Source organism: Azonexus sp. MM2026_4 (assembly GCF_055901855.1).
In genome coordinates this window covers 1993606-2014830 of record NZ_CM148380.1, presented here as the reverse complement: position 1 = coordinate 2014830, position 21225 = coordinate 1993606, and the positions used below count along the sequence as shown (strand labels likewise).

Annotated in this window: 25 protein-coding genes; 14 read left to right on the top strand and 11 right to left on the bottom strand. The window is 64.0% G+C overall.

The window, feature by feature from the left end; translation table 11 throughout:
• Window positions 1–14 precede the first annotated feature (14 nt).
• The 5 genes from AC0KWY_RS09395 (at window position 15) to AC0KWY_RS09375 (ending at window position 2796) form a co-directional block, all read left to right on the top strand.
• Complete coding sequence (locus AC0KWY_RS09395) at window positions 15–290, top strand: hypothetical protein (RefSeq protein ID WP_474029385.1); 276 nt, start codon at window positions 15–17, stop codon at window positions 288–290.
• Entirely contained in the window at window positions 283–867 is a 585-nt protein-coding gene (locus AC0KWY_RS09390) for a hypothetical protein (protein ID WP_474029384.1), read from the top strand. The genes AC0KWY_RS09395 and AC0KWY_RS09390 overlap by 8 nt, the downstream gene beginning before the upstream one ends.
• 21 nt (window positions 868–888) lie before the next feature.
• On the top strand, window positions 889–1626 hold the full coding sequence (locus tag AC0KWY_RS09385) for a hypothetical protein (RefSeq protein ID WP_474029382.1): 738 nt from the start codon (window positions 889–891) through the stop codon (window positions 1624–1626).
• A gap of 145 nt (window positions 1627–1771) precedes the next feature.
• A complete protein-coding gene (locus AC0KWY_RS09380; RefSeq protein WP_474029381.1) occupies window positions 1772–2158 on the top strand; it encodes a hypothetical protein in 387 nt (128 codons plus the stop codon).
• 110 nt (window positions 2159–2268) lie between these two features.
• Window positions 2269–2796 (top strand): hypothetical protein, encoded by a 528-nt coding sequence (locus AC0KWY_RS09375; RefSeq protein ID WP_474029380.1) that lies wholly within the window; start codon window positions 2269–2271, stop codon window positions 2794–2796.
• A gap of 86 nt (window positions 2797–2882) precedes the next feature.
• On the opposite strand, the gene AC0KWY_RS09370 is transcribed toward AC0KWY_RS09375, so the two are convergent.
• A complete protein-coding gene (locus AC0KWY_RS09370) occupies window positions 2883–3506 on the bottom strand; it encodes a response regulator transcription factor (RefSeq protein ID WP_474029379.1) in 624 nt (207 codons plus the stop codon).
• A complete protein-coding gene (locus tag AC0KWY_RS09365) occupies window positions 3503–5089 on the bottom strand; it encodes an ATP-binding protein (protein ID WP_474029378.1) in 1587 nt (528 codons plus the stop codon). Before AC0KWY_RS09365 ends, AC0KWY_RS09370 begins: the two co-directional genes overlap by 4 nt.
• Window positions 5090–5222: 133 nt before the next feature.
• On the opposite strand from AC0KWY_RS09365, the gene AC0KWY_RS09360 reads away from it, so the two are divergent.
• The 7 genes from AC0KWY_RS09360 to AC0KWY_RS09330 all read left to right on the top strand — a co-directional run bounded on the left by AC0KWY_RS09360 (window position 5223) and on the right by AC0KWY_RS09330 (window position 10550).
• Window positions 5223–6491: a putative Na+/H+ antiporter gene (locus tag AC0KWY_RS09360; protein WP_474029377.1), complete on the top strand. Its 1269-nt coding sequence runs from the start codon at window positions 5223–5225 to the stop codon at window positions 6489–6491.
• A 3-nt stretch (window positions 6492–6494) separates the two neighbouring features.
• A complete protein-coding gene (locus AC0KWY_RS09355) occupies window positions 6495–6860 on the top strand; it encodes a hypothetical protein (protein ID WP_474029376.1) in 366 nt (121 codons plus the stop codon).
• Between the two features lie 19 nt (window positions 6861–6879).
• Window positions 6880–7353 carry a universal stress protein gene (locus AC0KWY_RS09350; protein WP_474029375.1) on the top strand — a complete coding sequence of 158 codons (474 nt, stop codon included), beginning with the start codon at window positions 6880–6882 and terminating at the stop codon, window positions 7351–7353.
• Between the two features lie 183 nt (window positions 7354–7536).
• Complete coding sequence (locus tag AC0KWY_RS09345) at window positions 7537–8517, top strand: hypothetical protein (protein ID WP_474029374.1); 981 nt, start codon at window positions 7537–7539, stop codon at window positions 8515–8517.
• Between the two features lie 13 nt (window positions 8518–8530).
• Window positions 8531–8824 (top strand): helix-hairpin-helix domain-containing protein, encoded by a 294-nt coding sequence (locus AC0KWY_RS09340; protein WP_474029373.1) that lies wholly within the window; start codon window positions 8531–8533, stop codon window positions 8822–8824.
• Between the two features lie 1004 nt (window positions 8825–9828).
• Complete coding sequence (locus tag AC0KWY_RS09335; protein WP_474029372.1) at window positions 9829–10128, top strand: hypothetical protein; 300 nt, start codon at window positions 9829–9831, stop codon at window positions 10126–10128.
• Window positions 10129–10217: 89 nt separating this feature from the next.
• Complete coding sequence (locus AC0KWY_RS09330; protein WP_474029371.1) at window positions 10218–10550, top strand: hypothetical protein; 333 nt, start codon at window positions 10218–10220, stop codon at window positions 10548–10550.
• 425 nt (window positions 10551–10975) lie between these two features.
• Here the strand turns inward: AC0KWY_RS09330 and AC0KWY_RS09325 are convergent, their stop codons facing one another.
• Complete coding sequence (locus AC0KWY_RS09325) at window positions 10976–12001, bottom strand: IS110 family RNA-guided transposase (protein ID WP_474029370.1); 1026 nt, start codon at window positions 11999–12001, stop codon at window positions 10976–10978.
• A gap of 121 nt (window positions 12002–12122) precedes the next feature.
• Between AC0KWY_RS09325 and AC0KWY_RS09320 the strand changes: the two genes are divergently transcribed.
• Window positions 12123–12575: a hypothetical protein gene (locus tag AC0KWY_RS09320; RefSeq protein ID WP_474029369.1), complete on the top strand. Its 453-nt coding sequence runs from the start codon at window positions 12123–12125 to the stop codon at window positions 12573–12575.
• 685 nt (window positions 12576–13260) lie between these two features.
• Here AC0KWY_RS09320 and AC0KWY_RS09315 read toward each other — a convergent pair.
• Window positions 13261–13608 carry a group II intron maturase-specific domain-containing protein gene (locus AC0KWY_RS09315; protein WP_474029368.1) on the bottom strand — a complete coding sequence of 116 codons (348 nt, stop codon included), beginning with the start codon at window positions 13606–13608 and terminating at the stop codon, window positions 13261–13263.
• The gene (locus AC0KWY_RS09310; protein WP_474029367.1) at window positions 13503–14261 is read right to left on the bottom strand and encodes a reverse transcriptase domain-containing protein; all 759 of its coding nucleotides are present in this window, start codon (window positions 14259–14261) and stop codon (window positions 13503–13505) included. Before AC0KWY_RS09310 ends, AC0KWY_RS09315 begins: the two co-directional genes overlap by 106 nt.
• Window positions 14262–15378: 1117 nt before the next feature.
• Between AC0KWY_RS09310 and AC0KWY_RS09305 the strand changes: the two genes are divergently transcribed.
• On the top strand, window positions 15379–15864 hold the full coding sequence (locus tag AC0KWY_RS09305) for a hypothetical protein (protein ID WP_474029366.1): 486 nt from the start codon (window positions 15379–15381) through the stop codon (window positions 15862–15864).
• 363 nt (window positions 15865–16227) lie between these two features.
• Here the strand turns inward: AC0KWY_RS09305 and AC0KWY_RS09300 are convergent, their stop codons facing one another.
• Genes AC0KWY_RS09300 through AC0KWY_RS09275 form a run of 6 tightly spaced genes read right to left on the bottom strand, consistent with a single transcriptional unit; the run spans window position 16228 to window position 21222 of the window.
• On the bottom strand, window positions 16228–17055 hold the full coding sequence (locus AC0KWY_RS09300) for a substrate-binding domain-containing protein (RefSeq protein WP_474029365.1): 828 nt from the start codon (window positions 17053–17055) through the stop codon (window positions 16228–16230).
• Entirely contained in the window at window positions 17052–17627 is a 576-nt protein-coding gene (locus AC0KWY_RS09295) for a globin domain-containing protein (RefSeq protein ID WP_474029364.1), read from the bottom strand. Before AC0KWY_RS09295 ends, AC0KWY_RS09300 begins: the two co-directional genes overlap by 4 nt.
• A 29-nt stretch (window positions 17628–17656) precedes the next feature.
• A complete protein-coding gene (locus AC0KWY_RS09290; protein ID WP_474029363.1) occupies window positions 17657–18442 on the bottom strand; it encodes an ABC transporter ATP-binding protein in 786 nt (261 codons plus the stop codon).
• A complete protein-coding gene (locus tag AC0KWY_RS09285) occupies window positions 18439–19464 on the bottom strand; it encodes a FecCD family ABC transporter permease (RefSeq protein ID WP_474029362.1) in 1026 nt (341 codons plus the stop codon). The genes AC0KWY_RS09290 and AC0KWY_RS09285 overlap by 4 nt, the downstream gene beginning before the upstream one ends.
• On the bottom strand, window positions 19464–20201 hold the full coding sequence (locus AC0KWY_RS09280; protein ID WP_474029361.1) for an energy transducer TonB: 738 nt from the start codon (window positions 20199–20201) through the stop codon (window positions 19464–19466). The genes AC0KWY_RS09285 and AC0KWY_RS09280 overlap by 1 nt, the downstream gene beginning before the upstream one ends.
• Before the next feature lie 4 nt (window positions 20202–20205).
• Window positions 20206–21222: an ABC transporter substrate-binding protein gene (locus AC0KWY_RS09275; protein ID WP_474029360.1), complete on the bottom strand. Its 1017-nt coding sequence runs from the start codon at window positions 21220–21222 to the stop codon at window positions 20206–20208.
• Between the last annotated feature and the right edge of the window lie 3 nt (window positions 21223–21225).

Here is a 21225-nt window from a genome sequence, read left to right as displayed (position 1 = left end):
TCCTTGGGGGGTCCGTGAGCAAAAACATTAGATGTCCTGTAAAAACCTGTAGCGGTTGGGTATGCGAGGTTGAAGATTCCCCAAATCAAACTTTTTTTGGCTGCGGCGAGTGTGGAACCGTTTGGTGGAAAAAAAGCGAGTTGGATCAAGCCATTTCGCAAGTCATTGAAAAATTCCCGTATAGGGCTCAAAGCTATCTGAATACAGATCAAGGTTGGACGGCACAGCCTTTCGAATTAGAAGACCCAGACTACGACCAAAAAGTAAGAAAGGAATGGGAAGGTGAGTGAGCCATCAGTCGTAATGAAATCTGGCGCTCAACCTCGCTCCTTTCAGTCGCTGGACGCTGCACGACAAAGCCGCGCAGCGCCGGTGACCTCGTTAGGCCAATACATGCACATGCGAAAAGCCACGTGCGCTCTACTGCTGATACTTGCATCCAGCTTCTCCTACGCCCTAAATGGAGAAGAACGAAAAGAGTTTCTTGACTCTATACGCCCTGCCGTAGAGCTGCAGGCAGGTCAATCCATTCGGTTCAAGGTGGACAAATTGAACATAGACTCCGAATGGGCCGTCCTGGTCGGCGGCCTTCTTGGGGAAGAGGGCAAGAGAATGGACTGGAGCAAGGCACAGAATTGCGACGAGAACCTGGACAAAATGCTATGGGTTGTCGCCCAAAAAATGGCCCAGGGCTGGCATGTTAAAGAGGTCTACATCTGCAGCCCTGAGCCTCCGTATTGGAACCTCAATCCAGAAGTGGCTTACAAACGACCATGCGGCATCTATGCAGGCTTGGACATTACCGGCTCCAGAACGGCCGAAGACGAATGCAAGGCATACCAGCGGAAGCACCGCGTTAAAAAGTAGAGCTAAGCTTTACCAAAAGTGATGCACAAGAGCAAATCCAAAAATTCCGCGCCTAACGGGTCGCTCAAGCGGACGCCGACACTGGCCATGGCTTCGCCATTTTCATGGCCGGTGTCGGTACCCTTCGCCCTATCGGGCTCCGGCGCCGCGTACCTTGGGCGCTGGGCGCATCGAATGATGCGTTACTGCGTTCTCTTGTTAATGTGGGCCCAGTGCGCAGGCGCGGTCGAGCCAGTTTTCTGGTCGGAGACGGAAACTGGGCTGGAGCAGACGATTTCGGCGCCACCTGGACTAATTCAGTTCGTCCTTCGCGAAGAGGATTCAAACGACAGACGAATCCTCCATGAGTGCATGCAAGAGGAGCACCTCAAGAAAGGACAAGAAGCGGCGCTATTCTCAGTTTCCCGTGTTTCACTGAATGGCGATAAGTCACCCGCTTACTTCGTTCGGCCTGCACTGAAGCCGTTCTGTATGGCGTTCTATGGAGCCCATCTCTTTCGCTATTGGTTTGTGAGCTCGTCGGTAGAAACGGGACGTCCTGTCTATCGAATGGTGTTCAAGGACGGTAGTGATGGTGTTGGCGTACTACCGACGAGCACCAATGGGTATAGCGACCTCCTCCATTACAGTTATAACGCGGTCTCGCAATATTGGGTCACGCTCGCGTTTAATGGGCATGAATACGAAGAGAAGGACTGCGTGAGAAAGGATTTTCAAGAGGACGGTACTCTCAAGAGCTTGCCTTGCCAGCCGGAATAGCGCGCCCAATCAGGCACTCTAGGCGACGTCCAAAAGGCTTGCGCCTTTTGTCTGCGCCTGAGCTTTGTCTACAAGGGCTTCCCCGTTTTCCGAAAGCGACGTTCTGAAGTTTTATCGTTTCATTCCTGATCCGAGGGACGCACACATGCACTTCGTCCTATTCGCCCGCCTTTTGCAGGGTACCGCTGAAACCCGGGAATTCGCGTCGCGCGTCTTCATGTCTCTTGGGCTTACACAAGTCGAAGAGCGAGAGAGTTCAAACTACCCTCCCGAGGCGTGCTATTTCATTGGCTACGCCGCCAACGCTTCCGTGAAGGTCTGTCGGTCGGATGATGAAGAGTTTCCGCAGTATCCCTTCTGGGTGGAGCTTGGCGACAGCCGCAGTCGAGTGCAGGCGGTGGAAACCCTTCCTCTGGAAGTCGCGCAATTCGTGGAGCCTCTGGTAAATGCCGGAATCCAACTGTTTCAACCGGCGGAAGCTTGGGGGACCGTGGGCTGGAAACCATCGGGAACGGTCTATGGCGGTGCCTAGCCGGCCGGTCGAGACGGACCGTCTGCCAGCGCTGCCGGCAGGTGCCCGCAGCGGCTTTGCCGCTCCGGAAGCCGCAAATCCGGCACCTTAGCCCTCAGGAGATATTCACTGTGTTTGGTCTCTTCAAGCAGAAGCAAGCGCCGCCGGAAGCGTCCGGACAGTTTCCTCCCGTGCCGGATTGGCAGCCGGAGATAGCGCAACCCCTTGAGCGCATCGTTGAACGCTTTCGTTTCTATAGCAACGGCTCGCGCGACTTTGCCGTCTTCGGCCATGGCACTGTGGTCATCCTCCCGGACGGTCTTGGCGATGCCGAGGCAGAGAAACACGCAAGGCAGGCGCTGCACAACGTCTTTCATGCGCACCCGGACATGCACCCGCGGCACATGAAGGACGGAAATATCCTCGTCCAGTACAAGCATGATGTCGCAAGTCTGGTGTTGTCCGACATTGCCGATGAGCACTGGGCCGAGATCAATCAACGGCACCTGGGGGCGCTCGCCACGTCGGAGGTCTTGATCACACCGCTCGGTCACAATAAGTTTGACGACTTTGGAAAGAAGGCACTGTTTGGGCGGTGCTACATGTTCATGGATGCTCAGTCACCCAATGTCGTTCGGGTTGAGCGCCATGCGCGCTGATCTGCCGCATGCTGCTGGCCGGGAGGGCGGCGAGCGCCTGGCGAGGGGCTTCGACGGCCTGCGCTGCGCCGTCAACTGAAGCGGCGTCAGCCGTTTTCCGGGCGCGGCGGTTCGGCCAGGCTGAGGCGGACCAGGTCGGCGACGCTGGCGACGCCCAGCTTGTCCATCATGCGCGCCTTGTGCACTTCGACGGTGCGCGGGCTGATCCCCAGTTCGGCGGCGATTTCCCGGTTGTGGCGGCCGGCGACGGTGTAGTCCATGACCTCGCGCTCGCGCGGGGTCAGCCTGGCCAGCAGCTTCTGCAGTTGCGACTGCCCCGTTTCGGCAATCGCCAGCGCCTGCTGGCGGGCGAATGCTTCGGCGATGCCGTTCAGCAGCTTGCGGTGGTCGAGCGGTTTTTCCAGGAAGTCGAGGGCCAGCGCGCGGAAGGCTTCGCGGGCCGAGGCGACGTCGCCGTGCCCGGTCATCATGATCACCGGCAGGATGCTGCCGATCCCGGCCAGCCGTTTCTGCAGCGCCAGTCCGTCCATGCCCGGCATGCGGATGTCGAGCAGGAGGCAGCCGCGCCAGTCCGGCTTGTAGGCGGCGAGAAAGCTTTCGGCGTCGGCGAAGACCGCGACCCGATAGTCGTTGACCGCCAGCAGCAGGCTCAACGCGTCGCGGACCGAGGCGTCGTCGTCGACGATGAATACGGTGAGGTTGTCGGTCATGGCTGGGTTTCGTGGGTCGGCAGAATGATCTTGAACACGCCGTGATCGGCGACTTCGCCCCAGAGTGTACCGCCGTGGGTTTCGACGATCGATTTGCTGATCACCAGACCGAGTCCGAGGCCGCTCGACTTGGTGGACTGGAAGGGTTCGAAGAGGCGGGCGGCGTCGCTGTCCGACAAACCGTTGCCGCTGTCCTCGACGACGATCTGCACCCGGCCGCCGGGCAGGGCGGTGGCGGCGAGGGTGACCGTCATCGGTCGCCGTTCGCCGGCTTGCGCGGCGTCGAAGGCGTTGGCCAGCAGGTTGCGCAGCACCACTTCGAGTTGCAGGCGGTCGGCCAGTAGATTGGCGGCGGGCAGCCCGGCAATGCGGAATTCGACGCCCAGTTTGCCTGCCTTTTCAAGGTAATAGGGCGTGGCCTGCTCGATCAGTGCCGCCAGCGGGATGTTTTCGAGCGTCGTCGCGCCGGTGCGGAAGAAGTCCCGCAGGCGGCGCACGACATTGCCGGCGCGTTCGGACTCGGTGAGCATGCCGGAGATCGCCAGATCGAGCCGCTCGCCGGTTTCGCCGCGCTCCCTCAGCATCCGGCATGCCGTCGCGTAGGCGTCGAGGGCGGTCAGCGGCTGGTTCAGTTCGTGCGCCAGGGCGCCGGCCATTTCGCCGGCGGCGGCCAGGCGCAGCGTCTGTTTCAGTTCTTCGCTGGTGCGTTTCTGCTCGTCCACCACGGCGCCGATGTAGAAGCCGATCAGCGCCATCGCCAGCGACAGGAGCTGCAGTTCGGCCAGCGGAACCCGGTCGTAGTCGAAGAGCTGGACGACGGCGAGTACCTCGACCTGCAGCAGCGAGGCGGAAATGATGGCGCCGGTCATGCCCTGGCGGGCCGATGCCCAGACGATGGGCAGGAAGAGCAGGTAAAAGAGCTTGAAGCCGCTGTGACCGCCGACGTCGAAGGCCAGCCAGAGCATCACGAAACTGAGCCCGACATAGCCCAGCGTCTCCCATTGGCTGAGCGCCGATTTGAGCAGGGCGACGCCGCGCTCGCTGCTCAGCCACCAGAACAGGGGCATGGCGACGGCGATGCCGACGCCGTCGCCGACCCAGAAACGGATTGCCGCATCCAGCCAGTCGCCCGCCGGCAGCAGGCCGAGCAGGCGCAGGCTGCTCAGATAGACGAGGCTGATCGAAAAGGTGCCGATGGCGATTGGCGCCAGCCAGTTGAGCAGCGAGGCGCGGTCGTCGAGCAGGTCGGACAGCGCCAGCCGGCGGCGCAGGAATTCGCCGAGCAGGACGTAGCCGCAGGCCAGGACCAGGGCGGAAAGGAGGCTCGTCCACCAGCTCAGGGGAACGCCGCGGACGATGAACTCGCTGAACACGACCGTGCCCAGCAGCGTCCACCGGCCCAGCTTGCCGCGTCGCAGCAGGAAAACCAGGCCGAGCGCCGGGGCCGGACTCCAGGGCGTGATGTTCAGTCCGTGCAGCGGGTGGATGAAGCTCGTCGCATCGAGCGCGACATAGGCAAGGACGAAGCCGATGTAGGTCAGGAGCGGGCTGCGGGCGAGCTGGGGCAGGCGGGGCAAGGTCATGCGTCAATTGTGCCGCATGCTTCCGTATACCGGTAATACGTGAAACCCGTAGCGGTTTCGACTAAGCGCCTCCCGAATTATGTCCGCACCGGCAGAGCGCTATAGTGCATGCAACCCGCCAAGTATCGTCACCATGCCAAGCTCAGTCATCTCCTCCACCGAAATCATCGCCGCCGTCATCTTCGCGGTGGCGGTCGTGCATACCTTTTCGACCAAGTTCTTCGCCCACCTGGCGCACATCCAGCCGCGCCATGCCGGGCTCTGGCATCTGCTGGGCGAAGTCGAGGTGGTGTTCGGCTTCTGGGCCTTCATCCTGGTCGCGACGCTGGTTTTCCTGTCCGGCAAGGACGCCGCCGTCGCCTACCTGGAAGGGCGCAACTTCACCGAGCCGATGTTCGTCTTCGTCATCATGGTGATCGCCGCCAGCCGCCCGATCCTGCATACGGTGATGGGCATCGTCCGCCTGCTGGCGGCGATGATTCCGATACCGCGCGCGGTTGCCGTGTTCTTCCTGTGCCTGTCGGCGGTGCCCTTGCTCGGCTCGTTCATCACCGAACCGGCCGCCATGACGCTGGCCGCGCTGATGCTGCGCGACAGCTATTTCAGCCAGGGCCTCAGCAACCGCCTCAAGTACGCGACGATCGGCATGCTCTTCGTCAATATCTCGATCGGCGGCACGCTGACCAATTTCGCCGCGCCGCCCGTCCTCATGGTGGCCGGCAAGTGGGGCTGGGACAGCCTGTTCATGTTCTCCCATTTCGGTTGGAAGGCGGCTTTCGCCGTCGTCTTGAACGCTGCCGCGCTGACCTGGTTCTTCCGCCGGGAACTGGCCGCCAAGGGCAAGCCCGATGGGACTGCCGGCAATGCCCGGATGCCCCGGACGGTGGCCGGCGTGCACCTGCTGTTCCTGGTCGGCGTCGTTCTCTTCGCCCATCATCCGGCGGTGTTCATGGGCATGTTCCTGTTCTTCCTCGGCTACACCGAGGCCTACAAGAGCTACCAGGACCGCCTGATCCTGCGCGAGGGCTTGCTGGTCGCCTTCTTCCTGGCCGGGCTGGTCGTCCTCGGTGGATTGCAGCAGTGGTGGTTGCAGGACACGCTCACCGGCGTCGAGCCGACCCTGCTGTATTTCCTGGCCACCGCGCTGACGGCGATCACCGACAACGCGGCGCTGACTTACCTGGCCTCGCTGGTCGAAGGCGTCTCGGCCGAGTTCAAGTACGCCATCGTTGCCGGCGCGGTGACCGGGGGCGGCCTGACCATCATCGCCAACGCCCCCAATCCGGCCGGCGTCGCCATCCTGAAGTCGAGTTTCGACGAGGAGTCGGTCAGCCCGCTCGGTTTGCTGCTCGCCGCGCTGCCGCCCACCTGCGTGGCGATTATCGCCTTCCAGGCGCTTTGAGCGATGCCTGCCGCCGGCCCGATCCTGCGTTCGCCCCACCTGCAGTGGCTGCTGGTGCAGGTGTTTCCCCGCCTGCGCACCTGGCCGGTACGGGAATGGCCGGCGCTGCTGGCGACGGTCCGGGGGGCGGAGTTCGATCGCATCGAACGCCTCGGCATCGTTGCCGCCGTTGTCCTGGTCAGCTACCTGCTGCGTCCCGCCGACGGCGCCGACGCGCCCCTGCCGGCCTTTCTTTCCCAATGGTTCTTCGCCTTGCCGCTGTTGCTGCTGACGGCGGGGCCGTTTTTCCTGCGTCGCATCCGTCGCGCTCTGGACGAGGCGGCCAGGGCAAGCCGCAGCTCGCCTGCGGTCGATCCGGAAAGGAAATGAGATGGGAAATCTGTCGGTCATGAAAGCACTGTCTCCCGCGCCCGCCAACGCGTTGCGCAAGCTCCTGATCCCGGTCAACGCGACCGCCGAGTGCCGCTGGCCGATCCAATACGCGATTCGCTGCGGCGCGGCGGGAACGACGCTGGAAGTCCATCTCCTGACCGTCATCGAGCTGCCCAGGCAGTGGGAGGTGCTGCGCTTCCATAGCGAGCAGGAAATCCGCCAGCGCTTCGAGGAGCGCGCCGCCATCTTCCTCGCCGAGGCTGCCGCCAGCCTCGCCGCGGCCGGTATTGCCGCTCACCGGCATTGCCGGGAAGATGAAACGGTGCGCGGCATCCTGAACTTCGCCGAAGAGCTGGGTTGCACGGAAATCGTCGTGCCGCGCCTGACCTTCCTCGGCCTGTTTGCCGACGGCCTAGCCCCGAAACTGACGGCCCGGAGGGCCCGCGTGCCGGTGGTACAGGTCACGGCGGACGGCGTGGCGCGGCCCTGAGCCGGCTGATTCCGTCCTTCCGGGCGGCGCGCCTGCCTCTTGGCGCATGATTCCCTCGACATCGTTCTGGCGGCTGATTATGCTTTTGGGCTTTCCGGCCGCGGGCGGAAGCGCCCGCTTGAGAGATCAAGCCTGAACTTCCGTTGCCCGGCCGGTACTGGAAATCAGCGGAGGAATTCGCCCATGCAGGCGAGAAACGAATGGCGGAAGCGACGGGCGGCGTGCGGGCTGCTTCTCGGGATTTTCGGGGCCAGCGCCCAGGCGGCGCCTTATCTGCAGATCGGCGAAGGTCATTTGGCCTATGTCTATCGCTGGCTGCTGCCCGACGGTACGGTCCTGAAGCAGGGGATGACCGACAAACGGGGGCGGGCCAGCCTGGTTGCCCGGCCGGGCGTCACCGACTATGTGCTGGAAACCCTGTGGGGCATCTATCGGGTCAAGGTGCCGGAACAATGCTGGAAGGCGAAAGCGGACCAGTTCGCGGCCTGTATCCAGGTATCCGAACGCGAGGATAGCGAGGCGCAGAAGCGCCAAGCGGCAGCCAGCGCCCGCGCGGCCGAGGCGCAACCGGCGTTGCGGCAGGCGCGTGCCGAATGGGTGGAGAAGGAGATTTCGCCGGCGCAGCAGGAGCAGGTGCTGCAGGAAGCCTTGCGCGAGCAGTATTCCTGGGTGAACACGCCGGCGGCGCGTTTTCCCGAATCGGACTTTGTCTGCCATCCGCTCGATCTGCCGCCGCCGTCGGCGGAAGCGGCGGAATGGTTCGATCTGGCGCTGGGCAAGCCGCGCGGGCAGGGGCAGGAGATGGCCTACGTCGAGGCGGCCACGCGGGGTCACTGGCGGGCCGCGGCGCGCCTGGCGAGTGCGGCGCTGGACGACGAAGACTGGGAGGCGGCGCAGCCGGTCATCGCCTGGTTGCTCAAGCACCAAATTCCCTCCGGCTACGCCAAGCTGGCCGAGCTGCTCGCCGCCACCTCGGCTTACGACGGCGCGCCGGTGGCGGAATCGACGCAGTCCATGGTCACTTCCCTGCGCTGGCGGGCGGCACAACTGGGCGACCCGGTGGCGCTGGCAGAGATGAGCCGCCATTTCGCGCGGCAAGGCAGGACGCAACTGGCGGACGACTTGCTGGCCTGCGCCCAGCGGCAGAATCCCGACATCCGCTGAGACGAACGGGAAGATGAACCCGGCCAAGGTCAACCGCGCCAGCGTGCGCAAATTCACCGACTTGCCCAATGTCGGGCCGGCGCTGGCGGCGGATTTGCGCTTGCTGGGTTACCCGTCGCCCGGCGAACTGGCCGGGCAGTGCCCGTTCGCGATGTACCGGCGCCTGTGCGACATCACCGGCCAGCGCCACGATCCCTGCGTGATCGACGTCTTCATGTCGGTCGTCGCGTTCGTCGATGGCGGGCCGCCGCGCCCCTGGTGGGAATTCACGGCGCGGCGCAAGGCCCGCCTGGCGACCTCGTCCTGAACCGACGCCCCTGTTCGTCCAGCCCAAACACCCGCGGCGCGTCGCATTGCGCATCAAGTCCGGCGGGAAAAGGGTGGGGAAAGGGGAAAAAGGGGCCTGGCTCGCTTTTTCGATTCCGTCCGCCTCGCCCAGGGCATCCTTTACCGTGGCGCCGGCCTCGACATCGTCTGGCAGGACCTTGCAGCGATGACCGCCATCGGTGCAATCTTCTTCGCCATTGCGCTGGCCAGGTTTCGCGATACGGTGACACGGAATCAAGACTGAGAAGGGCACGTCAAGCGGCCGCCGCCAGCCGCCAGCCGCGAGCAAGCACTTGACCAGCCGATGCCACCGATTACGACGAAGCGGCTGGAAGCGTGACAAGCCATGCATTCTCGAACGCTGCCTGAAGCAGTAAACGGGAGCCGTGGCCGGCTTCCAACTTTCCGAAACTCGTCAGCCCCATCCCCCTCGGATGGTGAGGCCCATGAAAGCCACGAATCGTCCCACCCACTCGACATAACGATCCGCCGTCCTTATGCTGTCGTGCATGTTCAAGCGGCCAGGGACAGTAGTGCAAAGAGGCTGCTGCAAGGAAGGTTTCGTGGTGTTTAAGCAACGCCCCCCTAAAAACTGCCAAGTCGTTGAAACAACATGAATCTGGTTTTTTATGCAGCCTATAAGACGGATTGTTTTCCGTTGGTTAGGTTCCACATTTAACGTTGGGCCTCTCAATCATCCCGTTCCGCTCATCTCCCACTATGAAATCAATCAGAGCTTTGCTTCTCGGCCTTGCCGCCGGCGTCTCGCCCTTTCTTCTTGCCGGGGTAGCAGTCCATTTCACGATGGGTATTGACCAAGCCATTGAGGCGATACGAGAGGGAAGGCTAAGCTACATTTCAGCCGCTGCATTTGTTCTCGTTGTCTGCATTCTGAGCGGAACGAAGGTGTATGCCGGCGTCACGGCCATCAAGACCGCTGTGCAATTCGATCAGAAGTAGGCTCCCCAATCTACTGGAGGAAACATGATTCCCAAGTTCGACCAATACCAAGAAGGCAGTGGCGCCGAATTGCTTTGCCCGTCATGCGGTTTCAACTACCTGCACCATGATCGAGTCGAAGTCTTCGAGTGTGGAGAGGACGCAACGCATGGCGTCCATGTGGTCGTCGCAGATGGAAGTGCAACCTTCGACACCTCGCTTGAGGGAAACCCCAGCGCAAGGAGGCACGGCCTCAAGATTCACTTTTGGTGCGAGGGCTGCAAGGCTAAGGCTGTGCTCTCCATTAGCCAGCACAAAGGGAACACCTACGTTGATTTCGAGTAGAGGCCCAACCCATCATTCCACCGGACCTGCGCAAAAAGCCGCGCAGGCCGGTGAATTCAGACGTTAGGTTTCTCAAGAAAGGATTTGCCATGTCTGTTTCAACAGATTTCCGTTCAGTCTATTTCCCGTATTGCATTCAAAAGCAAGCTGACGGTTCTTGGGTTGTCTTGAATCGCCAGTACAAACCTGTTGGGTTCAACACTGGCGAGTACATCAAGTACGAGGAGTTTCCGGTCTCAGCAAAGTTGCAGGGCATTGGCCCGGCTGTCGCAAACAAATTGGCCTACAGCGGCGAGGCATCAGGTGACCGGATTTATCTTTACAACGATGGTTGTGTACCAACAGACAGCAAAACAAATATGGCCGCCTATTTGAAGAAGCTAGAAATCCTTGCCAAACTAGGTCTCACAAGAGAAACCTAACACTGCGGTCAAGGCCGCTCCCTTCGGTCGCTGGACGCTGCGCGATAAACCGCCGCGCAGCGCCCCTTACCTATAACTACAAGGGCTTCCCCGTTTTCCGCAAGCGGCATTCTGAATTTTTATCGTTTCATTCCTGATCCTGTTTTCCTGCGATTCATCCATTCCTGCCGTGTCGGTGCGAGAAGGTGAAGGACTGCGGTACTACAACCGGTCATCTTGGGCTTTTGCCCGGACCCTGATGAAAGACGCGCGCGGGGGCCTCATTCGTTAGCCGAGAGTGACTTCCTCTCCTGGAGGTAATCAGGCTCTCCCCGCGCGGGTCCAACCCGCTTCACATCAACGCTGGCAGTGCTTCGCTGGTCTTGGGCTGCCAGCGATCAGCCGGTGATTCCTTTCCTGTTTTTCCCTACAGACGATTTTGTGGTTCAGGCAGTCTCTTCGATGCGTCGGAAATCGTCGCCGTAGTGCAATACCGCCCAGGCGAGCCGCAGGTTCTTGGCGGCAATGGCAACCGCCGCTTTCCAGTAACCCCGTCGTTCGGCCAGATTTCTGGCCCAGCGACTGAAGCGATCCTGCTTGTCGCCCAGTCCGGCGAGAACGGCGCGGGCGCCCATGACGAGCAGACTGCGCAAGTAGGCGTCGCCCGCCTTGGTGATCCTGCCCAAGCGGGCCTTGCCGCCACTGCTGCATTGGCCGGGAACGAGCCCGGCCCAGGCGGCGAGTTGCCGACCGTTCTTGAAGTCGTGACCGCCGCCCAGGCTGGCGACCAGGGCGCTGGCCGTGGTCGGGCCGATGCCGGGGAGTTGCATGAGTTGTCGGCTTCTGGCGTCCTGGCGGGCAGCCTGGGCAATGGCTTTGTCGTATTCCTCGATGCGTTCGTTGAGGCGGTCGGCGTGAGCCAGCAGGTCGCCGACACAGCGATTGGCCCAACCGGGAAGTGCTTCGAGATGGGCACCGATTTCCCGGCGCAGGCGTTCGACTTTCTGCGGCAGGACGATGCCGAATTCACTGATCAGGCCGCGCAAGCGGTTGTAGAGCGCGGTGCGCTCTTCGACAAAGCCTTGCCGGGTACGGTGCAGGCAGAGGATGGCTTGTTGATCGACATCCTTGACCGGCACGAAGCGCATGTTGGGCCGGGTGACGGCTTCGCAGATGGCGGCAGCGTCGGCCGCGTCGTTCTTGCCGCGTTTGCCGCTCATGCGGTACGGCGCCACGAACTTCGGGGCCATCAGTTTGACGGTGTGGCCGTAGCGCCTGAATTCCCTTGCCCAGTGGTGCGCGCCGGAACAGGCTTCCATGCCGATCAGGCAGGGCGGCAGGTAGGCAACCATTTCGAGCAGCTGGCTGCGCGCCACCTTGGGCTTGATGAAAACCGCTTTACCGCTCTGGTCAACGCCATGCAAAGCGAATACATTCTTGGCGAGATCGATGCCGACGGTGACAATATCCATGGACTTCCCCTTTCGAGCGAATGATTTGGTGTGGAAACTCAATCATGGCAGCTACCGCTGCCAGCGGCTTCCGCCGCTACCTCGGGACGGGGAAGTCCCTTTCATTCGTTAGGAGCCTGCATTGAATGACGCACCGCGCTTCGCCGAGGCTTTGACCTGCAAAGTCATATCGCATGTCTGGCGCGGGTATGGCTCGGCAATCTTCGTAGAGTTTGGCGCGCTTACTCAAGGCAGGAAGCGTAACGACAAGCCGGCACAACCGAACGGTGAACTCACGTTGATGATTGAATGGAGTTGGAGAATCGAGCGTCCGCGGTCGATTCTTGGCGGCTCTTGGAGCCCCGAACGTCGTTGGCCACTCATGTTTAAGCGCCTCCTCGGAAGTAGCGTTTCAAACGTCGAGTTCATCGGTCATCTTCCAGAGATTGTTGTGTCGCTGTCCAATGGCTTGCGAATCACGTCGTTCATGACTGCCGAAGGCCAGCCCAGTTGGGCAGTAATTTCGCGCACTCCTGCCATCGGAAGTCTTTGTGTCAAGCGAGGCAAGTTGCATGTTGAACCGCCTAGCTCCTAACATGGCGCTCGACCTCGCTCCCTTCGGTCGCTGGACGCTGCGCGATGAAGCCGCGCAGCGCCGGTCAGCTCTACGTTGGGCGTCATCAAGACCCACACGATCAGCCTCGGCTAATTGATGAAGAAGGTACTTCTTGTTCTCGGCGCAGTAGTTGCTCTTCTGGCGGCCTCGCTGGTTGTTTGCATCTGTCCCTGCACTCGCATTGAGACAAGTCGTCTTGTCAAACTCGACCCTTCGAGTCAGACCGTACAGTTCATTGTTCGCGGGTTCCGCGCCTGCCCTATTACATCCGAGGGTCCATTTCCAGGCTGGGTCGAGTCGGTGCAAATTCATCTCCCCGCGCCCGCATACGAACGGGCCACAACTTCTGGTGGCCGTTTCGAGTTCCCGAGAGATTTCAAGCCTGAGTTCGTTGAACAAGTCACCTCGGGTTACGTTGAGTTGGACCCCAAGCACAATGCTGCTCTTGTTGGTCTCGAGTACAGCCCAAATTTCGGCTGGCTTGCCCCTGTCAAAGGCACGTTTCCCTTAGCCACATCCAACGCTTCTAGTTCGGGCCGCTAAATGGTCTCATCTACTTCAGCCGTGACGCCCAATCGGGTAGCCAGAGGTTTCTCTCCCCCGGCCCCCACACCACCCACCGTGCGGGTCCGCAGTGGGCGGTTCAACGAGATGGCTCGCTCGACTAAGACGTGTAGCCCTGTGCCTTGCACCATAACCGCTTGATGCTCGGCACGCCCTGGCGCTGAAGCCAGTCATTGTTCAACGCTTGCTGCATTGCCGGCGTGCGTGCCATGTGCCAGTAGCTCTTGCTGCTGACGCCATGCTGGATCGCCGTCTTCAGGCTGACGCCCAAGGCCAGTAGGTGGCTGATCTTCGTGCGCGGCCAGCGCCATTGTTTCCAATAGCACATCCGGATGCGCCTTCTTAGCCACTCGTCCAGTTCCGGGATCGGCCGGTAGTACTCGCTGATGCCGAAGTAGCCCAGCCAGCCCCGCACGTACTGCCCCAGCTTGTGCAGCCGATATGCCATCGATACCCCATCGATACCCCCCAGCTTCTGCCGGTGAGTTCTTTCACCCGGTGCTTGAAGGCCACCAGCTTCTTGTCCAGCCAGCGGATCTTGCCACGGTTGATGGTGAAGCCCAGGAAGCCGCACTCGCTCATCTTCGCCACCTTGCTTTTGGCAGGGTTGAGCTTGAGCTTCAGTCGTCCTTCCAGGTAGCGCGTCAAACTTCGCATGACCCGTTCTCCGGCTTGCTGGCTTTTGACCAGGATGACCATGTCGTCGGCGTAACGGGCGAAGCGGTGGCCTCGTCGTTCGAGTTCATGATCGAGTTCGTTGAGCAGGATATTGGCCAGGAGCGGCGACAGCGGCCCGCCTTGCGGTGTGCCGATGGCGCTGGGCTCGATGTGCTCTCCGACCAGCACACCGGCGCGCAGGTAGCGGCCGATCAGGGCCAGCAGCGCCTTGTCGCGGATCGTTCGCCCGATGATGTTCATCAGCACGTCGTGATTGACGGTGTCGAAGAACTTGGCAAGATCGATGTCCACGGCAATGGCGTAGCCGTCCTTCACATACGCTTGTACCTGTTTGATCGCCTGGCGGGCATTGCGGCCCGGTCGACCAGCCCCGAAGGGGCGCAGGACAGCCGAAGGCTGGTCCCGCGTCAGCGGGATGCGCACAGCGCACAAAGCCGAAGCTCGACTCCGAGAAGTCTGGTTCGAAGATCGGCGTGAGCACTTGGGCGATGGCTTGCTGGATGACCCGGTCCATCACGGTCGGGATACCCAGCAGCCGTTTGCCGCCGTCGTCCTTGGGAATTTCTACCCGGCGGACGGCTTGCGGACGGTAACGCCCGGTTTCGAGTTGGCGGCGGGTGTCTTCCCAGTGCGCTCGCAGGTAGGCGGGAAAGTCTGCTATGGCGATGCCGTCGATGCCCGGCGCGCCTTGGTTGGCTTTCACGCGTTTCCATGCACTGCGCAGGTTGTCGCTGGAAAGGACTGCTGCCAGTAACTCGTTTGTTGCCACTCTTTTCGTCTCGTCTTGGTTCAAGGCTCGGTGCGACCCGCTCGCCGGCTTGCCTTCCCCGTCCGGGGAGATTGCGGCTGCGCCGAGATCAGGCCGTCTGCGCCTTGTGTTTCGTTGTTTGGTCCTTCGTCAGACTTCAACCTGCCCGGCTACTATGACCGCTGCTGACTTCTGCCGCGTCACCCCGGCCATTGGTGGCCGAGGCGCTGATTCGTTGTTGAGCGCCGCTGTCGCTTCGTTCGCCCTTGATGCGTGACTGCCCGCATCGGCGCCGGTCGTTTGGGACTGGCACGACCCGGCCACTTTCGCTCAACTTCCTTCTCCGCTCGCGCGGCAGACCTCCCCAGGTAAGAACGCGATGTGTCCGCGCACAAGCGCCGCATTTACCGTGCCGGTCGTACCGGTGGGCTTCGCTGTCATGTGCCAGCTCGCCTCGACCTGCTCGGCCTTCTATGCAGTTTCTGTCCGTCGCCTCGCACGTTTGCTCTCCGGCGTCCCGGCCATTCGCACAGCTCATGGCGTTCAGGCGGGTGAAAGCGAAGCCGTTCGCTTTCACAAACCCCGCCTTCACCCTCCAGACAACCCCTCGCAAGCTTGCCCTTGCCTTCAGCTAGTGGTTATTCTTATCGCATGCGACAAGATCGGTACTCCCACAGGGGACTTGCACCCCGTTACATCGCGCCCATGCTGGGCGCACACAATCCGGTCCAGCGGCAGTCGGCCAGCTGCGCTGTCCGACTGCCGCTGACCTCCGTCGTTAGCACTCAAAATATGAACCGACTACGCTTACTCCTCTCGCTCATTATCTTTGTTGTCTGTTGTCCGGCGATTGCAGCTTTATCAGATGGGTCTGCTGGTGCACACGATGACTACGAAGTAATACGTGCCGAATTCGGCGTCTTCAACCAAGGGAATTCCGGCAAGCCTGTGTTTGTGCCGGCCACAGTGGTGCCACTTACGCCAAATCAAGGTTATGGCTGGGTTATGTTTCTCCGCACTGCGAAAAAACGAATTAAGTGGCGAGAGGAATTCATTCTTCCAGCTAAGCCCAACACGTGGGGCGATCCTGAGCCGCTTGGAACGAGATCGGTGTCTACGGATGGGCGCATCTCAGTAACAGAGCGAGAGGTCTCACCCGATCAAGGGGTTATCTTCAATACTTGGGCAGTTGCCCCTGGCGACCCGAAAGGCCGTTATGTTATTCGTATATTCGTAGAAGGCTCTCTAGCAAAAGTCTTCGAGTTTGACGTGAAATGAGTGGTAACGATTAAGGTTAGATCGTGATCGCGAAGCGAGCCGCGATCTGAACCGGTTGTTGAACAAGCCCGGCTCCGTTTCTCTGGAAACAGCTTTTGTGGTCAGCCCGAAAACCGGACCGAAGCTCCGGCAGCGCTGCCGGGCAGCGCCGGATTCGGCGCCCCGGCCTGAAGGATCAGGCGATTTTCCCGCCTGACCGGGCGTTTTTCCCCGTTTTCCGGCCGAGCACGGCCGTGGCGTCGGCGGGCGCGTCGTTTTGCCGGGCGGCTGGGCTTACCCGGCCGTCTCCGTGGCTGCTTCAGTGTCTCGTCGCCGCTTTCCGGTGGGGCGATGCGTTGCCGGGAAAAGGGGCCAGGTTCGTCTTTATTCTTCCAGCCCGAAAACCCACGGCCCGTCGCGTTGCGCGGCGAGGCCGGCGAGCGCCTGCTGGCCGGCGGGGCTGAGCAGGTATTCGGCGAGGCGGTGGGCGCGGGCGCGGCGTTCCGGGTCGGCCGGGTGGCGCGGGCCGGGTTCGGCGGCGACGTAGACCCGGCGCATGCGTGGGTCGCCTCGGAGCAGCACGCGCAGGCCGGCGGCGGGCATCTTGCCGAAGGCGATCGGGATGTGGCCGACGACGACGTAGGCGTGCTGCGCGGCGGCGGCCTTGAGGATGCCTTGCGGCGATTCGTGGTCGTCGAAGCGCATCTGGTTGGCGCCCAGGCGTAGCCCGGCGGCGCGCAGCAGGCCGGCGACGATGGTGAAGCTGCCGGGATCGCGAAAGCCGATCATCGGCGCGTCGGCGGCGAGGATGCGGCGCAGCGCGTCGGTGCCGTCGCCGGCGTGGGCGATGTCGGCCGGGTCGCTGGCGGGGCCGACGAAGACGTGCTCGTTCTTCGCCCAGGCGCGCAGCGGCGCGGCGTAGCCGGCGGCCTGCAGGGCGTAGGTTTCGTCGCTGCCGTGCATCAGCAGCAGGTCGGCGTCGCCGTTGCGGAAGGCGGGGACGACGCCTTCCTTGGGCGCGGCGGCGACGGTTTCGATGGGCAGGCCGGTGGCCTGCGCGGCCTGTTCGGCGAGCGCCGGCCAGATGCCGCTGAGGACCAGCCCGCCGACTACGGCGACGCGCACCGGCGGTTCGGCGGCGACCGCCGGGGCCAGCGCGAGCAGGCCGAGCAGGGCGGCGAGCGCCGCCCGTCGCACCCGGGCCGGCATCATGCGGCGAGTGCCGCGCCGTAGCGGGCCTGCGCTTCGCTCCAACTGATGCGCACCGGCTGCGCCTTCATCGTCCGCCGGTTGATCATGCGCACCGACATCGCTTCCAGCCAGGTCCACCACTCTTCGCGCAGTTCGGCCGGGAAGCCGGTTTCGTGCATGGCGATGAACAGTTGTTCGATCCACACTTCGCGGCTGCGTTCGTCGACGGAGAACGGAAAGTGCCGGGTGCGGATGCAGCCGCCGCCGCGCGTCGCCGTGTAGTTGCGCGGTCCGCCGCAGGTCTCGACGACGAAGTCGGCGATCAGGCCGCACAGCTTCTCGAACTGCGCGTCGGGAACGTCGAACATGTGGCCGATCTCGCTGTGGCGCAGGCGGCCGTGGTGGTGGAAGACGAGTTCGCGCAGACCTGCCTCGCCGACGGTGGCGAGGACGCGGGCGCTGGGAAACTGCACCTCGGGCAGGTCGAGGTCGTGCGCCGCCGGCACCAGGCGGCCGACTTCGGGGCGGTGCGTGCCGCAGGCATGGACGGGTTGGGCGGCTTCCGGGGTCGGGCTGGCGGACGATTGGCACATGGTGTTCTCCTGGGAATGGAAGGATGGAATCAAGTGGAAAGGCAGGGGGCGACGACCAGTCGCCCGTCGGGCAGGCGCACCGGCGCGATGGCGACGCCGTACAGTTCGCTCAGGCGCGCGGCGGTGAGGACGTCGGCCGGCGCGCCGTCGGCGACGATGCGGCCGTGCTGGAGCAGGGCGACGCGGTCGGAACCGGCCAGCACATGGTCGGGGTGGTGGGTGGTCTTGAGGATGCCGTAGCCGTCTACGGCGAGCGAGTGCAGCAGGTCGAGCAGGGCGATCTGGTTGCCGTAATCGAGCCCGGTCGCCGGTTCGTCCATCACCAGCAGGCGGCTGCCCTGGGCCAGCGCCCGGGCGATCAGCGCCAGTTGCCGCTCGCCGCCGGAAATCTCGGTATAGGGCCGGGCGGCGAGATGTTCGATGCCGAGCCGGGCGATCGCCTGCTCGACGGCGTCGCGGTCGTCCCCGGAGAGCGCGGCGAACAGGCCGCTGGCCGGCAGCCGGCCGAGGCTGACGATCTGCCGCACGGTGTAGGGAAAGGGCGTGGCATGCACCTGCGGCACGTAGGCGAGCTTGCCCGCCAGTTCGCGGCGCGCGTAGGCGGCGAGCGGCCGGCCGTCGAGGCTGACGCGGCCGGCGGTCGGCGTCAGCAGGCCGAGCAGGATGCGCAGCAGCGTGCTCTTGCCGGCGCCGTTGGCGCCGAGCAGCGAGACCACTTCGCCGGGGCGCAGGGCGAGGCTGGCGCCGTCCAGCACGACGCGGCCCCGGTAGGCGTGCTCGATCGCCTGGCCGCAGAGCACGGGCGCGCCGTTCACAGCCACCCCCGGCGCACGCGGCCGAGAACCAGGACGAAGGCGACGACGCCGATCAGTTCGGTGACGATGCCGATCGGCACTTCGGTGGTCGCCACGGTGCGCGCCAGGCCGTCGGCGGCGAGCAGGAAGCAGGCGCCGAGCGCGGCGCTGGTCGGCAGCAGCACGGCGTTGCCGGGGCCGACCAGGAGGCGGGCGATGTGCGGCACGATCAGCCCGACCCAGCCGATGATGCCGGCCAGCGACACGGTCAGCGCCGAGATCAGCGTCGCCAGCGCGACGATGCCGAAGCGCAGGGCGCGCACCGGCACGCCGAGCGCGCGCGCCTCGTCGTCGCCCATGCTGAGCGCGTCGAGGCCGCGCCCGAGGGTGCCGAGGAGGAGCACGCCGACGCCGATCGGCACCGCCAGCACGCCGATCTGGCCGAGATCGGCGAGCGCCAGGCTGCCCATCAGCCAATGCACGATCGCCGGCAACTGGTTGTAGGGGTCGGCGGCGTACTTGACCATCGACAGCAGCGACGTGAACAGCGCGCCGGAAATCACGCCGCCGAGCACCATCATGATGATGCTGCCGTTGCCGAACAGCGTCGCGATGCCGACGCCGACGCCGACCGCGGCAACGCCCATGGCGAAGGCCAGCGCCTGGACCAGCGCCCAGGGCAGGTCGAGCAGGATGCCGAGGGCGGCGCCGAAGGCCGAACCGGCGAGCACGCCGAGCAGGCCGGGCGACACCAGCGGGTTGCGGAAGACGCCCTGGAAGGCGGCGCCGGCGCTGGCCAGCGCGCTGCCGACGAGGACGGCGGCGAGCACGCGCGGCAGGCGGATGCGGACGATCAGGTTGAACAGCGTGTCGTACTCGCGCGCCGGCAGTTCGACGAGGCCGAGCGCGGCGCCGAGGAAACGCAGGATGTCGGCGAGCGGCAGCGGGTAGCGGCCGATGCACAGGGCGAACAGCATCGCCGCGGCGACCGCTGTCAGCAGGCCGGGGCCGAGACGCGGCCAGGGCAGCGCGGCGGCGCGCATCAGCCGGCCTCCTGCAGGCTGAACTGGATCGGCACGACGACCCAGGCGGCGATCGCCTGCTCGCCCTGGCGGGCTGGCACGAAACGCCAGCGGCGCACGGCGTCGAGCGCCGCCGCGTCGAGCCGGTCGTGGCCGCAACTCTGCTGCAGCACGACTTCCTCGGGCTGGCCGGAAGGCAGCACGCGGACGCGCAGCAACACGCGCCCCGCCTCGCCGTAGCGGCGGCTGGTCGCCGGGTAGGCGGGCGCCGGGTTGCGCAGGTAGGCGGCGTTGAAGACGGGGGGCGAGGTGGGTTGCGGGCTGGGCTGTGATGCGGGCTGTGATGCGGCCGGGGCGGTGCTCGGGGAGGCGGCTTGTGACAAGGAGGGCGACGCGGTGGGCGATGTGGCCGCTTCCGGGCTGGCGGTGGCTGGAGCGTTGGCCGGGAGGCTTGGGGCAACGCTCCTGGCTGCGGCGCTGGTAGTGATTGCCGGTCGTTTTGCCGGCATTTTGTTGGCGCTCGGGGCGCGTTTTTCTCTGGGGCTGGGGGGCTGCGTGCGGGGCGTTGCGGGGGGGCTGCTGGTGACCCAGGTAAGCTGCAGTGGCCCCGGCGTCTTTGCCGCCAGCGGCCGGTCGGCGGTGATCGCCAGGCCGGTGCAGGCCAGCGTGTGGATCGCCGCCGAGACGGCGAACGCCGGCCAGCGCCGCGTCGGCTGTTCGCGGTAGGCTGGGCGCAGGCGGCAGAGCGCTGGGTTCATCGGCTTACTCGAACAGCCGGTCGATCTGCGCGTCGTCCGGGGCGACGGCGAAGAACAACTGGAGGAAGGCGCGCGTGTCGGCGTGCCGGGCGAAGCGGAAATCGCCCGGGTAGAAGACGCTCGCCAGCCATTGCGCACCGAGCGCGCGCATCAGCGACGGCGGCCGGTCCATCCAGTTGTGCGGCCATTTCGGCACCAGGTGCACGCGTCCGCTGCGGATCGCGCTGATCTGCTGCCAGCGCGGATCGCGGCGGACTTCGGCGAAGAAGTTGCGCTCGTGGGTGACGATCACCTCGGGGTCGAGGGCGATCACCTGTTCCAGGCTGATCCGCTCCATGCCCATGACGCTTTTCTGCGTGCAGCGATAAACGTTGTAGCCGCCGGCCAGCTCGATCGCCTCGGTGTGGAAGGAGCGGTTGCAGTCGGTGGCCAGGCCGTCCGGGCCTTCGGCGTAATAGACGCGCGGGCGTTTCGCTTCCGGCACGGCGTCGACGAAGCCGGCGAGCCGGGCGAGCGCCTGCTCGATGTAGCGGGCCTGCGCCTCGGCGGTCTGCTCGCGACCGAGCAGGCGGCCGGTGTAGCGCAGCGCCGCCGGCCAATCGGCGAGCCGGTCGAGTTTGACGAAGAGCACCGGGACGCCGGTCCTGGCGAAGGCGTCGGTGATCTTCTGGCGGTCGGCGAAGGCGTTCTGCCAGGCGAGCGCGATGTCGGGGCGCAGGCCGAGCACGGTTTCGGCGTTCATCTGGGCGCCGCTGCCGAAGCTGCCGCCGCCGACCGGCAGCGCGAGCAGACGGGGCGGGAAGAAGGCCTTGCCCGGCTCGGCGACGGCGAAGCTGAGGGCGACCATCTTGTCCGGCGCCAGCGCGTGCAGCAGCACGCTGAGCGGCGGCGCGGCGGCGAAGACGCGGTCGATGCGCTCCGGGACCTCGACCCGGCGACCGTTCATGTCGGTGACTTCGCGCGCCGCCGCCGGCAGGGCGGCGAGCAGCGCGAGGAGGGCGGCGGCGAGCTGGCGTTTCATCGC

Excerpts from the sequence above, each read along its gene's own strand:
- AC0KWY_RS09385 (WP_474029382.1), top strand. The coding sequence starts at position 889 with ATGCACAAGAGCAAATCCAAAAATTCCGCGCCTAACGGGTCGCTCAAG.
- AC0KWY_RS09380 (WP_474029381.1), top strand. The coding sequence starts at position 1,772 with ATGCACTTCGTCCTATTCGCCCGCCTTTTGCAGGGTACCGCTGAAACC.
- AC0KWY_RS09370 (WP_474029379.1), bottom strand. The coding sequence starts at position 3,506 with ATGACCGACAACCTCACCGTATTCATCGTCGACGACGACGCCTCGGTC.
- AC0KWY_RS09365 (WP_474029378.1), bottom strand. The coding sequence starts at position 5,089 with ATGACCTTGCCCCGCCTGCCCCAGCTCGCCCGCAGCCCGCTCCTGACC.
- AC0KWY_RS09360 (WP_474029377.1), top strand. The coding sequence starts at position 5,223 with ATGCCAAGCTCAGTCATCTCCTCCACCGAAATCATCGCCGCCGTCATC.
- AC0KWY_RS09355 (WP_474029376.1), top strand. The coding sequence starts at position 6,495 with ATGCCTGCCGCCGGCCCGATCCTGCGTTCGCCCCACCTGCAGTGGCTG.
- AC0KWY_RS09350 (WP_474029375.1), top strand. The coding sequence starts at position 6,880 with ATGAAAGCACTGTCTCCCGCGCCCGCCAACGCGTTGCGCAAGCTCCTG.
- AC0KWY_RS09345 (WP_474029374.1), top strand. The coding sequence starts at position 7,537 with ATGCAGGCGAGAAACGAATGGCGGAAGCGACGGGCGGCGTGCGGGCTG.
- AC0KWY_RS09340 (WP_474029373.1), top strand. The coding sequence starts at position 8,531 with ATGAACCCGGCCAAGGTCAACCGCGCCAGCGTGCGCAAATTCACCGAC.
- AC0KWY_RS09335 (WP_474029372.1), top strand. The coding sequence starts at position 9,829 with ATGATTCCCAAGTTCGACCAATACCAAGAAGGCAGTGGCGCCGAATTG.
- AC0KWY_RS09330 (WP_474029371.1), top strand. The coding sequence starts at position 10,218 with ATGTCTGTTTCAACAGATTTCCGTTCAGTCTATTTCCCGTATTGCATT.
- AC0KWY_RS09325 (WP_474029370.1), bottom strand. The coding sequence starts at position 12,001 with ATGGATATTGTCACCGTCGGCATCGATCTCGCCAAGAATGTATTCGCT.
- AC0KWY_RS09315 (WP_474029368.1), bottom strand. The coding sequence starts at position 13,608 with ATGGCATATCGGCTGCACAAGCTGGGGCAGTACGTGCGGGGCTGGCTG.
- AC0KWY_RS09305 (WP_474029366.1), top strand. The coding sequence starts at position 15,379 with ATGAACCGACTACGCTTACTCCTCTCGCTCATTATCTTTGTTGTCTGT.
- AC0KWY_RS09300 (WP_474029365.1), bottom strand. The coding sequence starts at position 17,055 with ATGATGCCGGCCCGGGTGCGACGGGCGGCGCTCGCCGCCCTGCTCGGC.
- AC0KWY_RS09295 (WP_474029364.1), bottom strand. The coding sequence starts at position 17,627 with ATGTGCCAATCGTCCGCCAGCCCGACCCCGGAAGCCGCCCAACCCGTC.
- AC0KWY_RS09285 (WP_474029362.1), bottom strand. The coding sequence starts at position 19,464 with ATGCGCGCCGCCGCGCTGCCCTGGCCGCGTCTCGGCCCCGGCCTGCTG.
- AC0KWY_RS09280 (WP_474029361.1), bottom strand. The coding sequence starts at position 20,201 with ATGAACCCAGCGCTCTGCCGCCTGCGCCCAGCCTACCGCGAACAGCCG.
- AC0KWY_RS09275 (WP_474029360.1), bottom strand. The coding sequence starts at position 21,222 with ATGAAACGCCAGCTCGCCGCCGCCCTCCTCGCGCTGCTCGCCGCCCTG.